The following is a 13,354-nucleotide window of genomic DNA, read 5'->3' on the forward strand; positions in this document are numbered from 1 at the left end:
ATCGTAAACACTTGTCATGACAATGCCATGTACAAGCTCAAGGAAGATTTTCCGACCATGAAAACTTCTGACACCAGGCTGTTATGCTATATTTTTGTAGGATTCTCACCACAAGTAATTAGCTTATTCATGAAGGATACGGTGGCTAACGTATATGCTCGAAAATCACGGCTCAAATCACGTATCAAATCTGCAAAAATAGTAAATAAAGAACTGTTTTTAAATCTTTTGGGATAAAACGGTACATTATTTACGGTAATATATTTTTGACAGGTAAAGGCGCATTTCAGTAATTATATGGATAAAACAAGGAATATGCTTGGCGAGATGAAATAACTATACACAATCCATCTTATAAGTTGTGATCAAGAAAAACAATATCAAAACAGATTTGAACAGTCTTCTTAAAAAGGCAAACAATCTACTTTTGCTTATATATTTGGAGAAGTAGCTAATTTGAAACATAATGCTTTAAATATATCTGACGGATACAATTCAGGAACAGATAACAGTTTATTTTTTTATTATATAAGAACATGCAAAAAAAGAATTTATTCGGAATACTTATTTTAATTGCTTATTTCGCTTCCTGTAATCAAATACATAAAACCCACTATGAGAATGGATGGTATCACATCCTATCACAGCAAAAAGACAGTATTGCTAAAGAGTCTATTGTAACAGTAAAAGATTTTGTTTCGTTACGAATGGATTCTGATGAAAATGGGACATGCGTAATTGTGGGGCAAATAAGCAAGCATAAACTAAAAAAATGGGCAAAAGAAACAGAAAAGGCAATTGGCAAACATATAGCTTTTGTACTTGACGATACGGTAATCACAAATCCAAAGGTGAATGCAAGAATTGAAAACGGTGTTTTTCAAATATCGTTACCTCATGGCTACGATTTAAAAAACATATATAATAAAATTAGGAAAGAGAAAATAGATTCTATTGAAAGTATATTCAAAGGTTGGGAGAAAGATTCCATCTATTACTCATCCAAAGAGAAAGCCGATTCAATTGTGTTTGCGATAGACTACTGGGAGGCTTCTGAATGGGTGGATATGTCGGTCAATCCCGAAGATCATTATTGGTGGGGAGATTTAGATACTGCCACCTACAGCAAATTAGAATCTGCCTTATGCGAAGAAATTGCCAAGCCAAATTTCAGCAGCCGTGCAGAAGATTATATGAAGTTGGATACATATAAGAGGTACAAGGCGTATCTTTGCGAAAATGCAGACTATATTAATCTCATGTTTCAAGGTTTCTTGTTTACAGAACCGGCTACCGGACTATGCGGGTTTCTAGTGGATGATATAGTGAGAAGCCGATATCCCACTGCCCCAAGTATTCGGGTAATGACCTTAAAGATAGATAACCAAGATGACGAGATGTTCGCCAAGTTGAAATATCAGAAAGCTATTTGGCGGTTGATGAATAAAGAAAGAGATGCGAAGAGTAACAAGCAATGAGAATGGTAGCTATGAGTAATTTGAAAAACAAAGTATTAACAGCAATGGGTATCATAAAATACTCATTTGGTTTCTGACGATTATTCCTGTCGGTATTCCTTTATGTGCTATTATTGGGCTTATGTATGGTATTAAAAATAAAGATACAATATTTACCAAATGCTCTGCCGTAGCTTTATTTGTTGGAATAGCTTGTATTGTTTATACTCTATTAGTTATAAAATCTACGTAGATTGAAATATTTACCAAATATGTGAATAAAAGATTATCAATAAATATAGGGAAACAAACCAAAGGTGTATGGATATAAATAAGGTTATTAATGATGTCTTCAAAATTGTACTAAATATTTTATTTGTATTTACAAAGAGTTATTTGACAACATAGCACCGCAAATCGCTGAAATTTGCACGGTTGCTAATTCGTTACCTCTATTTCTCAAATACTCTGCTAAAAGTTTATTCTTCAATCGGTTAAATCCAACCGATGAAAATCTAAAATAAAAATACACGATAAAGATATAAAAGAAATCGTGTTTTGTTTAGGTAGATTTTACACCGCTCGATATGCTTAAAAATTATCGTCAAAGTTGTAACGAATAAATCAGCAGCTTCCATACTCTGTTCACTTTCTTGGGAATAACCCAACAGATGCTTGACATCCTCTCCTTTTTTTTTGGGGGGGGTAAAAGTTATTTTTTTCTCCTGAAAATAAAATGGCCTTGGTAGTCTTGAAGTCCTATATCAACTTTTCATATTCATAACTGATTAAATATTTAACTAGTAATATTCGTTACCAGTTATTTAGTGGTGTTCAGATTGCCCCTCTTCATTCACTAACCAATCCTAAATCGTTAATGTGATTCGTCAGTAATTAGCAAATTTCCTTAATATTTAGTCCCTCCAGACTATTATTAAGGCAAGAAAAAACAAATCCGTTTAATTCGGAGGCAAAGTCAACAGTATACAGATAGATGAAATCTCCTTTATAGAACATATCTCCTTTACGGCTTTTAACGAAGTAATACATTTGAAAGACTGTATTCATTTACAACAACTGATCAAAGTTAGGATTAAGGTACTTGCTGCGGATTCAAGCTACACTAATAATATCAATTTAAAAAGTTTTACAAAACACTTCTTTAAGTACAAGGTCTGAGCTATCTAAATTGCTCCATTTCGTAAGATTTGATGGTCAGAACTCAGCCATGAAAGTGCTACCAGATTGAAAGGAAGTTTTAAAATGTAGAAATAATATTATTTACAGACCAGAATAAAAAGCCAGAAACAGGGAAGTGGAAATATTTTGGATTTTCTTTGGAGTACATACGTTCAATGCGGTATGTATGATTGAAAAGGTCACGAAGAAAAAAAAAGAACGGCAGCATAATCTGACTAAAATAAGAGGAGAGAGTGGGTGAACTTCACCTAAAAATGAGGTATATAATGCATGGATGGAAAAAATAGGAATATGTAAATGATATTCTATAAAAAATGGAAGACTGGGGCTTTTCGAAAAAATGAAGAGAAAAAAAATTATATAAAGTGTTTTTTTTATTAACTTATAGGAAAGAACATCTTATGAAAGAGAATCAATTTATTTTTCAAATCATTCGTATTTGTTTGTGTCATAAAAAGTCTTAAAACAAAGTTTATTTGAATATTAGATACTCATTATATCTTTGTGCCTTCAAACAAAGAGTACATTAAATCAGAACAAACAGCCGTTTGCACGAGCATTGAATTTAACTTTATAATAAATCTAGCTGTGTGGTGAGAGATGAGACTGCTAGCGAGATAATCTATTTATTAGAACTTAAGTGCCCCTATTGCATGAGTGAATGTTCAAGAGTATGGCCTGAATGATATCAAATGAGTACAGAAAGCGACTCGAAACGATATGGAAGATAGCTATATGATACCCTCTAAAAGTAAATCTATCAAGAGACGTCAGACGTTTATGACAATGTTTTTTTAACAATACGATGTCACAACACATAGCTTTTGTAGATGAGTTATTTTAAGATAATATTGGTGACAACAACCGACTTTTGTATGGTACCTCATTTCAATATCCTTAAGTTCGTCAGTATCCCCTCGGAAAACGTTTTGTCGTGGACTTGCGAGTACCTATCTCTTGCTGTTCAAGAAATCTTGTGCTATAGAAGATTTATTGTGTATGGTTTGAACACACGTTTTTGATCATCCACAATTATAGTTGAGTGATACCACCTTCAACTTGTAAAAAGAATGTTCCGTTTGTTGGATAAAATACTTTTTGAATTGGCCATCCTTTCTTGATTTTTATAGAATATGCTAAAAATACATTCAATTTTTACTTTGAATGGCTCATTCACTAATTAAGAATAATATTATAGGGAATATATGGTATTTGTGAAATATCATAAAAAGGGTCTTTTTCAAACACTGTTAGGGATACTGTAACAGTCGGTGTTATAATAGTGTATCACTCTATTATGAAGATTGACCATATAATCAGAATTAGCAATGTGAAACATATTTTTTTAAGTTTGATATTGGAATAATATTGTTTTTTTATGCTTTTCGAACAGATGTTAGTTCAATGTGAGATAAAATAATGTTTCATAACACTAAGGTGTTGATTGTTAGATGTATATGAATTGAGGTGTTAGATTTTTAAAATCATTTTATAATTCAAATACAATTTCGCTTTATTATTTTTGCTGGCAAAGAAAAAGTAAGAAAAATCTGACTTTTTTATTTATGAGTACTCATTAGCATTTTATCTATTAATTTAAATTTATCAAAAATGAAAACTAAACCTTTTTTAAAATCGATGGCATTAGTGATTTGTTGCTTAACTTCTTTTGTATTGGTATCATGTGATAAGGATGATGATAAGCCCAATTTAAAAATCAGTCCTAATAAAGTAGAAGTTGCAGTTGGTAAAACGGTTACTGTGTCTGTTAGTAATGGTACTGCACCATATACGACGAAATCAAGTGATGCAAAAATCGCAGTTGCGAAATCAGATAAAAATGCGATTGTAATTACCGGTGTAAAAGATGGTTCAGCAATGATAACTATTACGGACCGGAAGGGAGTTACAGGAAAAGTTGCTGTAACTGTAAGAACTGTAAAAGAGACCCCAAAAACTCCAAAAGGACTGGATTTTGATAAACAATCTATTACTGTGAGTGTTGGAAAAGATGGTATAGTAACAGTAAAAGGTGGTGCACAGCCATATTCTGCCGTTGCGAAAGATGTCAATATTGCTACGGTATCAGTCAAGGAAAATAAAGTCAACATAAGAGGAGTTAAGGCAGGAAAAACTACTATTACAGTTACAGATAAGGATAAGAAAACGGGAACTATCAATGTGACGGTTAAATAGTTTTCTTTTTTTTCTAATTTTATTGTAATGCATAGCGAGTGAGACGAAGATAATTTCGTTATATACTGCTATGCATTTACAATAAGTCTTTGTATATAATGATCTTGCGAGTTATAATTAACTTCAAATTATATGTTAAATATTTTAAATTATGAAATTGATTAAATTGCATTTATTGGTAGCAGCCATGATAATAGTAACATCAGGCTGTGTTGGATCTGGGAAGAAATATAAACAACAAGAAAATAGTGCTGCCGGAGTAGTGGATAGCAAAAACAAAGATTGTTATGGCACCTATGAAGGCATATTACCTTGTGCCGACTGTGGTGGCATCAAAACGACATTGAAAATTAATAGTGATGCAACTTATGATTTGCGGAGTGAGTATCTGGGTGAGGAGAATGGTATTTTTGAAGAGAGCGGTGTATATAATATGATAGGCGAAAACATCATTGAACTGGTTACTCCTTCATCGGGTGCCAAAACATATTATAAAGTTCTCGACGACGCAGTGGTCTTGTCTGACAGTACGGAAATCTTCAACAATAGCGGGCGGCTCGCAGCACAATATATATTGAAAAGACAGTAATGTTTATGTGTGATAGGACATGTGATTTGTTTAAGGTAGGAAATTTTAACATAAAAAGGTGCCTATTATTTCTTGTCTGTATAATGTTATTAGTTGCTTGTGGTGAGAATGATCCGATTGAATCCCGGAATCGACATCCCAGGCAACAGGAAGAATCTCATAGTGAACAATCCGGATCAGTTCCCGCTGTGGCTAAAGAGGATGTTGCAGCTTATTTTAGATTTGATATGTCTAGAGATATAAATGTTGCGTTAGGACTTGTTGAAGCACAGAAAGAGACGCTGCAGATAAACGGGAAAATGATAAAAATAACTGAGGCTGTAGTGAAAAGGAAAGATTATCAAAAAGGCTCATTTGTGCTATATGTTACAGGCACGGTAAATGGTTCACCTTTTAAGAATGAATTCACTTTTACCGGCTTTGTGAGCAAACCTGACGATTATCAAATGGTTAATGGTGCACAAGCTGAGTGGAAAGCAAATGCTGATTATTATGCAAAGCTTGATTTTGATAGCTTTTACAGATTACATAAAGTGAACATGTTTACAATTGAGAATTTAGGCCGGTTAGTGGACTTTTATTCTATAAATGTAGGGGGAGAAAAATATCTTTTTACTCTGGAAGATCTTGAGAAGACGGTTCTTGAAGATATAAAATATGAGCAAAATCAGCTTTCTTTCTATCTTAGGTACAATAATAGTAGGTCTAAAAAAAGAATATCACTTCTGTTTGACAAGAATAAATATTATGAAGGAAAGGTTACTGTAAATACAGATTTTATAAAACAGAAGTATATGAGAGGGATATATGAAAATCCATCTCTATTTAATGGTCACATTTTTTCATATGATGAAAGTGCGTATGCTGTGGAAATCAGTACAACTCTGAAAGAAAAAAGCGACACAGGCAACATGCTTACACTACATTTAAGCATGTATGCAAAGGGTAATGGTGGCTTGTTGCTTGCAGAATTTGATAAAATATTCACCGGTTTTAAACCCTTAAGTGAATTGAAGAATGAGTTGATAGCCTACTCAACACCGGATTTGCATGAGTTTGTGAAAAATAAACTTAAGAATAGTAATTATGGTGATGTGAAAAATAAGTTTTCCAATTCTATAGATAGATGGATACAGTATGTGGAATTTGTAATTAAGGATCATGATTCATTGCAATGGGAAAAGAATAAATGGAGCAAGAACGTCTTGAATGGTCTCTTTTCTTCTGTAAAGGATATATATTTGGATAATGTAAGATTTGAACTTAACTCCGCCCAATTAAAGGAGATTGGCGGAAAGCGTTTTTTGTATATTGTTTTTCAAATGATTGGTGCTAATGATTTGGTATTGACGAGTGACGCTATTCTTTTTAATATGTCCATACACATACCTTCTTCGTTATAAAATGATTTGTGACAAATTGATCCGGTCCAATATTGTGTTTATATTTAAATTGAAATTCACAATGATATCTAAGACAAAAATATTCCTTTTTTTTCTTGCAAGAGCTTTATTTATTAATGCACAACAATAAGAAAAAAAGAGGAAGTAAAAAATGATTCCGTTTACTAACTTCAGGAGGGTAGTAGTAGCCTCTCTCGACCAATAAATATAAAAAAATCTTTCTATTGGAATGAAGACAAGATAAAAGCTGGCATATCTGTACAAGGAAATTGGCGTAACCAAAACTTTCCAGGTACACTTCCGCAAAGAAAGAATATGGTAACCGGAACATTTGAACGCGATTTCGACATCAATCCTTTCTCTTATGCTTTGGGAATGAGCCGTACTTTGCGTCCTCGAAATATCAACGTGAACTGAAGTATTATCGTAACAATTGGACACCGTTCAATTTTAAACGAATTTAAAAACAATTATATGAGAATCGAAGTACTTGATTTTAAAATAATAATGCTCATCGGTCAAAACTTATCAAGAGATCATTACTGAATATTTTCTGGGAGAAGAATCATTTTGGTTTTAGGGGGCATCTTACACAGGCCCTCCAATATGAACAGGAATAAAAATAGGAAGATTTATTATAGCCTGTTATCATACAGCCGGTAACGATGTGTCGATTTATTTGATTCCCATATCAAAATAATCGGGACAATATATTTAATCGTACTTGATCGTAAAATCATCATTTATAGGTATTGCGTACAATTATGCAATCTGCTATCTTTACAACCTAATGGATAATGCAAGAAAAAAGCGGAAATACAGAGCCATAGTGGCATGCTTATTGTTGCTGACTATGATGCCTTTCTTCTTTGTGAAAGCCTTTCATGTTCACAAAGAAGATTTATGTATATCTCATGATGAGCAACAATCTTCCCATCATGATTCTGCCGATAAATGTGCTATCTGCCTGTTCACTTTATCTTCATTTACCGAAGCCGAGAGCTTTGAGTACAATTGCGTTCAGACAGAGAACCCCGTTGAATATCTTATCCAAAAGGAGAAGGACATTACTGTTACTTTTCCCCTATTGTCTCTCCGCGCTCCTCCTGTCCAACTATTACAATCCCTCTCATGGGTTGCATGCATTATAAGATGACATGTGAAAGAGGGATGCTGTGCCCTTTGGTTATCTTAAACAATTTATAACTTCATTACAATTTTCGTAAAGTATGACATTTCATGCATATTTCCAATATGTGTGTCTATTCATTGTCTGGCTGTGTGCAATATCTCCTACAAGGATGTATGCACAGAAATACCGACAGCAATCAGATACACATAGGACACTGTTGGTTGTAGATAAGGAAACCGGACGTCCGATTGAAGGAGCTTACATCTTATTGGAGAATCAACCCCTTGCCAGTTCAACCGGAGGAAGAATCATTATCCCTTGGAAGACAAATTCCAAGGATACAGTTCTTGTACAGAGTTTGGGCTACAAATCTCAATATATATATTTGAGTGAGGCATTCAAAAAGGTGAATATTCAAACAGTATATCTTTATCCGGAGATAAAAATTCTGGAAGAAGTCATTATTACCGGTGAGTGCTCCGGAGTGACTCGGAATACGGTAAGCAACAACCTTACTTCCTTCGCAATCAATCGCGCATTGGGAACTTCTCTCACCTCTCTGCTTGAACAGGTCAGTGGCGTAAGTTCCATCAGTACGGGGACGACAGTTGCCAAACCTGTCATCCAAGGAATGTATGGCAACCGGATATTAATCATAAACAATGGTTCCCGCCAGACAGGCCAACAATGGGGAGTTGATCATGCTCCTGAAGTGGATATGAACGGAAACGCTTCCATTCGGGTGATAAAAGGTTCTGACGCGGTACGATATGGTTCAGAAGCTTTGGGAGGAATTATTGTCATGGAACAGGCTCCCTTACCCTTCCGGAAGAAGGCCTTGAAAGGAAAGACTTCCATACTTTATGGAAGTAATGGTCACCGTTATGTGCTGACCGGACAGTTGGAAGGCACTTTCCCTTTTCTCCGTGACCTTGCCTGGCGAGTACAGGGGACATATTCAAATTCCGGAGACCGTTCCACCGCAAACTATCTTCTAAATAACACTGGAGCCAGAGAACATCATACCTCCGCTTTACTCGGCTATGACCGTGGACGTTTAAGAATAGAAGGATTCTACAGTCACTTTTACAACCGGACGGGAGTAATGTTCAGTGCCCAGATGGGAAGTGAAGATCTGCTGGCAGAACGTATCCGATTGGGACGTCCCCTGTACACAGATCCTTTCACGCGAAGTATCGCATACCCATATCAAAAAGTTACCCATCAGACAGCCATTGGTAAAATGAAGTTCAGTATGCGGAACGCAGGAAATCTTTACTGGCAAAGTTCCTGGCAGAAGGACGACCGACAGGAAAACCGCATCCGGCGTCTGGGTTCCGACATTCCAGCTGTTTCCCTGCACTTAAACTCATTACAAAACTCTCTCTGCTGGAAATTGAATTATAATTCATGGCAAACAGAGGTTGGGGGACAAATTATGTTCATTGATAATCACAGTCAGGCAGGAACAGGTATTGTTCCCGTTATTCCCAACTATACGGAGACACAGATGGGAATATATGGTATCGGGAAGTATAATTACAGTAAAGGAGGAATTGAAGCAGGTATTCGTTTTGACGGACAGGAAACCCGTGCCAGTGGTTATGACTGGACAGGAAGTCTCTATGGAGGAACAAGAAAGTTCAATAACGTATCATACAGTCTGGGAGGTCATCATCATTTCTCTGACCAATGGAAGCTCACCACTAATTTCGGGCTGGCCTGGAGAGCTCCTCACGTGTATGAATTATATAGCAACGGAAATGAACTCGGATCCGGAATGTTTGTCAAAGGAGATTCTACCATGCACTCCGAAAGGAGCTATAAATGGATATCTTCCATCAGTTACAGCAATAAGGTATTCAGTGCCCGAATGGACGGTTACCTGCAATGGATAAGCGGCTATATCTATGATGAACCGAAGAAAGAAACCATCACTGTTATTTCGGGGGTATACCCTGTATTCCAATACAAACAGACCCCGGCTTTCTTTCGCGGAATGGATTTTGACTTTCACTTCATGCCCATAAATTCATGGGATTATCACCTGATTGCTTCTTTTATACGGGCAAATGAACAGACGACAGGAAATTACCTTCCTTATATCCCCTCTTCCCGTTTCAGCCATGACCTCTCATGGCTTCACGAAACCAAATCGCATTCCAAATTACGTTTGAGTATCAGACATCGATTCGTGGCAAAACAGACCCGGTTTGACTCGAATACGGATCTTATTCCCTATACCCCTCCGGCATACCACCTCTTGGGGTTCGCTGCTAGCTTTGAGTGTCCTGTAAAATACGGATACAAACTACAATTCATGATAGCGGCAGACAATATCTTGAACAAAGAATATAAAGAATACACTAACCGTTCACGCTACTATGCACATGACATGGGATCTGATGTACGTTGTGTAGTGAACTGGAGTTTTTGATTTATAACAATTATTATTAACCAAATAAATAAAAAATGAAAACAAATGTATGTAAAATCGCATTGATGTTCCTGATAGGAACAGCTCTTTCGTTGTTGTTCAATTCATGCAGTAAAGATCCTGTAATTCCTGAAAATGAGACAGATAATAAATTGCATGAAGATCCTTCCAAAATGACTATCCGTCTTGTGGAATGTCACCTGCATGCAGACTGGAATGAAATACAGAAAGTCGGTGGACCTCACCAGAATCCGGAATCTCCGGCCAAGCACATGAAACGTATTCAGGAAATAACTTATGAGCTGAAAGCCGGCAAGGGTTGGAGGCTTGCCGAAGGCAGTCAAAGCAAGTTCTACGTGCAGAAAAATGGAGACTACTATACTTATGGGAAATACACCCCGGCTCCCGTTTATTTGATGTTCATCTATTACTATAACGCCAAAGGAGATTTGATGAACAGCCAGTTTATAGAAAACGGGCAGGATAATATTCATCAACATTTCTTCACGCCTGAAAATGTAAAACCCACATTTGACGGTCAGCCGGAAGCCGATGACAATGAACCGCAGAAATTGGTGGATTATCTTTATGTGGACACTACCCCCTGGGACAAGACCAAACATAGCAAAGAAGCTGAAATAACAGGAGACAGTAACCCGATAGGTTTGAAAGGAGTTATCCGTTTTTTGAAAGACCGTAAGGAATTCGACCTGAAAATTCGTCTTTATCACGGCTACAAATCCAAGGGCAATCCGGAAACAGGTACTTTTGATCCGTTCTATAAACCTTCCGGAATATTGATCCAGCGTGGTACATGGGATATCAACCTAAACATTCCGGTAGTGGTGTTCTGGAGCCGTGAAGAGACTGTGGGGGTAGACGAAGACACGAACCCCGAAGGGGTGGAAGAAGACGGGCTTGATGAAAAAAGTAATCGTGCCATACATTCAATTATGGGAACCTTCAATCTTACATGGAAAGAAGCGCTTGAAGAGTTTATAATTTACACTTATAAGTCAGGGGATGTGGAAGCCGGAGCGATTTGGCTTTGAAAATCGGTTTGGACTGCCATAAGTAACCATAAAACTGCCTGTTGTGACATTGGTGCCGGTATTGTTTCAACAGGCAGTTGTTCCTGTTAAACCGTTTCATCTTTTTTTGCAAGAATGAAACGGAAACAAGTGCCATTCGGCAGTGTCTCCAATGAGAACTGCCATAGGGCATTGAAAAGAAAATCATCTCGTGTTATAAACGATTAAATTCATGCTGTTTATTAGAATATTCAATATATTGTGAGATAATGAGTCATAATATTGTAAGATTATAAGAGGATTTGATTCTATGAATATCAGGAAATGGTTATTTACAATTCACATTTAAGATAAAATAGAGATTTTACAATGGAAGGCTATAATAAAAAAGTAATAATGAGTTATTGGACAATTTGCAGGATGAAAACAACGAAAAAAATCTACGTAAAGGTTAGCATTATCTTTTTATTGGGAGGAATTTTACTTTTTTCTTCATGCGAGAAGGAGGAAAATCAAAAGATAGAAGCCAACCGGAAAACATTATTCATGTATTTGCCATGGTCCTCAAATTTGACGAACTATTTTTATAATAACATATCTGACCTGGAAAAATGTATAACGAAAATAGGGCTGAACAATGAGAAAGTAATTGTTTTTATTTCTACCGGTAGTACGGAGGCCATGATGTTTGAAATTGTGTCTTCTCACGGGAGATGTAAACGTGAAATACTTAAAAAATATAAGTCTCCGCCTTTTACGACAATCGATGGGATAACAGCAATTTTAAATGATGTAAAGGCATTTGCTCCGGCTTCTGTTTATACCATGATTATAGGATGTCACGGTATGGGATGGCTTCCTGTTTATGAGATGAAAGTGCGTTCCGCACCTCACATGAAAATGCATTGGGAATATCAGGGTGTTCCATTGACACGTTATTTTGGAGGACTGACCGCCGAATACCAAACAGATATAAAATCTCTAGCCTCCGGTATTGCTAATGCAGGCATGAAAATGGAATATATTCTATTTGATGACTGTTATATGTCATCTATAGAGGTTGCCTATGAATTAAAGGATGTTACAAAATATTTGATTGGTTCTACCAGTGAGATGATGGCATACGGAATGCCTTATGCCGCTATTGGGGAATATTTACTGGGGAATCCCGATTATCAATCGGGATGTGAAGAATTTTACAATTTTTATTCAACCTATGAAATAATGCCTTGTGGGACATTAGCAGTAACGGACTGTTCAGAACTGGAGAATATGGCAGCCATCATAAAAGGTATCAATAGTAAATATTCTTTTGACAAATCCCTGAGGGGAACAATCCAACGTTTAGATGGTTATACTCCTGTAATATTTTATGATTTTGCAGATTATATAACCTCACTCTGTAACGATCCTATATTATTAAACCAATTTAGAGAGCAGCTAAATCATCTTGTTCCATATAAAACCCATACAAAAAATTTCTACACTATGGCCAAAGGTATTATTCCTATCAATACATTTTCCGGTATAACAACATCCGATCCGAGTGACAATCCTATGACTGTGCTGAAAGAAAATACATTATGGTATAAAGCAGCGCATAATTAAAGTTGATAATAAGATGAAGAATACTAAACTCCCAAGCCTGCATATTTTATAACTTTTTGGTTATTGTCTGTTTTTGGAAATGGTATATATAGGAATTGAGAACTATCATGCAGGGAATCATGCAAAAAAAGTATTTATGGTTTCTGTTGAGATACAAAGAATGTAATAATAATTATATTTCTTCTAATAAAAGCTTTCCGCATCGAAATGTGTTTGTTACTCCTAATATTCGCAATATGAAATATAAAATTATAATTGGACTATCAGCTATTCTCTATTTTACAGGTTGTTATAACAGGGA

The 13,354-nt window shown here is 35.9% G+C and carries 8 protein-coding genes and 2 pseudogenes; all 10 read left to right on the forward strand.

What is annotated here, in order from left to right:
- Positions 1–237, forward strand: a pseudogene (locus DWZ47_RS31200) (hypothetical protein); the annotation flags it as partial.
- A 299-nt stretch (positions 238–536) separates the two neighbouring features.
- Complete coding sequence (locus tag DWZ47_RS29150; RefSeq protein WP_004311519.1) at positions 537–1,478, forward strand: SecDF P1 head subdomain-containing protein; 942 nt, start codon at positions 537–539, stop codon at positions 1,476–1,478.
- A 2,790-nt stretch (positions 1,479–4,268) separates the two neighbouring features.
- Positions 4,269–4,853: a pilus assembly protein N-terminal domain-containing protein gene (locus DWZ47_RS29160; RefSeq protein ID WP_004318691.1), complete on the forward strand. Its 585-nt coding sequence runs from the start codon at positions 4,269–4,271 to the stop codon at positions 4,851–4,853.
- A 151-nt stretch (positions 4,854–5,004) separates the two neighbouring features.
- Positions 5,005–5,442 (forward strand): copper resistance protein NlpE, encoded by a 438-nt coding sequence (locus tag DWZ47_RS29165; RefSeq protein WP_004318689.1) that lies wholly within the window; start codon positions 5,005–5,007, stop codon positions 5,440–5,442.
- Positions 5,442–6,845: a hypothetical protein gene (locus DWZ47_RS29170; RefSeq protein ID WP_004318688.1), complete on the forward strand. Its 1,404-nt coding sequence runs from the start codon at positions 5,442–5,444 to the stop codon at positions 6,843–6,845. The genes DWZ47_RS29165 and DWZ47_RS29170 overlap by 1 nt, the downstream gene beginning before the upstream one ends.
- Positions 6,846–7,049: 204 nt before the next feature.
- Positions 7,050–7,349: pseudogene (locus DWZ47_RS30800) on the forward strand (hypothetical protein); the annotation flags it as partial.
- Between the two features lie 286 nt (positions 7,350–7,635).
- Positions 7,636–8,001 carry a hypothetical protein gene (locus DWZ47_RS31205; protein WP_008017067.1) on the forward strand — a complete coding sequence of 122 codons (366 nt, stop codon included), beginning with the start codon at positions 7,636–7,638 and terminating at the stop codon, positions 7,999–8,001.
- 73 nt (positions 8,002–8,074) lie between these two features.
- The gene (locus tag DWZ47_RS29185; RefSeq protein WP_004318683.1) at positions 8,075–10,414 is read left to right on the forward strand and encodes a TonB-dependent receptor; all 2,340 of its coding nucleotides are present in this window, start codon (positions 8,075–8,077) and stop codon (positions 10,412–10,414) included.
- Positions 10,415–10,449: 35 nt separating this feature from the next.
- On the forward strand, positions 10,450–11,466 hold the full coding sequence (locus DWZ47_RS29190) for a hypothetical protein (protein WP_004313753.1): 1,017 nt from the start codon (positions 10,450–10,452) through the stop codon (positions 11,464–11,466).
- A 399-nt stretch (positions 11,467–11,865) separates the two neighbouring features.
- On the forward strand, positions 11,866–13,053 hold the full coding sequence (locus tag DWZ47_RS29195; RefSeq protein WP_233525135.1) for a clostripain-related cysteine peptidase: 1,188 nt from the start codon (positions 11,866–11,868) through the stop codon (positions 13,051–13,053).
- Positions 13,054–13,354 lie beyond the last annotated feature (301 nt).

Source organism: Bacteroides sp. AF32-8BH (assembly GCF_003435205.1).
Classification (GTDB): Bacteria; Bacteroidota; Bacteroidia; order Bacteroidales; family Bacteroidaceae; genus Bacteroides; species Bacteroides ovatus.

Bases quoted from the DNA above. Each gene is read 5' to 3' on its own strand.
- DWZ47_RS29150 (WP_004311519.1), top strand. From the start codon at position 537: ATGCAAAAAAAGAATTTATTCGGAATACTTATTTTAATTGCTTATTTC.
- DWZ47_RS29160 (WP_004318691.1), top strand. From the start codon at position 4,269: ATGAAAACTAAACCTTTTTTAAAATCGATGGCATTAGTGATTTGTTGC.
- DWZ47_RS29165 (WP_004318689.1), top strand. From the start codon at position 5,005: ATGAAATTGATTAAATTGCATTTATTGGTAGCAGCCATGATAATAGTA.
- DWZ47_RS29170 (WP_004318688.1), top strand. From the start codon at position 5,442: ATGTTTATGTGTGATAGGACATGTGATTTGTTTAAGGTAGGAAATTTT.
- DWZ47_RS31205 (WP_008017067.1), top strand. From the start codon at position 7,636: ATGGATAATGCAAGAAAAAAGCGGAAATACAGAGCCATAGTGGCATGC.
- DWZ47_RS29185 (WP_004318683.1), top strand. From the start codon at position 8,075: ATGACATTTCATGCATATTTCCAATATGTGTGTCTATTCATTGTCTGG.
- DWZ47_RS29190 (WP_004313753.1), top strand. From the start codon at position 10,450: ATGAAAACAAATGTATGTAAAATCGCATTGATGTTCCTGATAGGAACA.
- DWZ47_RS29195 (WP_233525135.1), top strand. From the start codon at position 11,866: ATGAAAACAACGAAAAAAATCTACGTAAAGGTTAGCATTATCTTTTTA.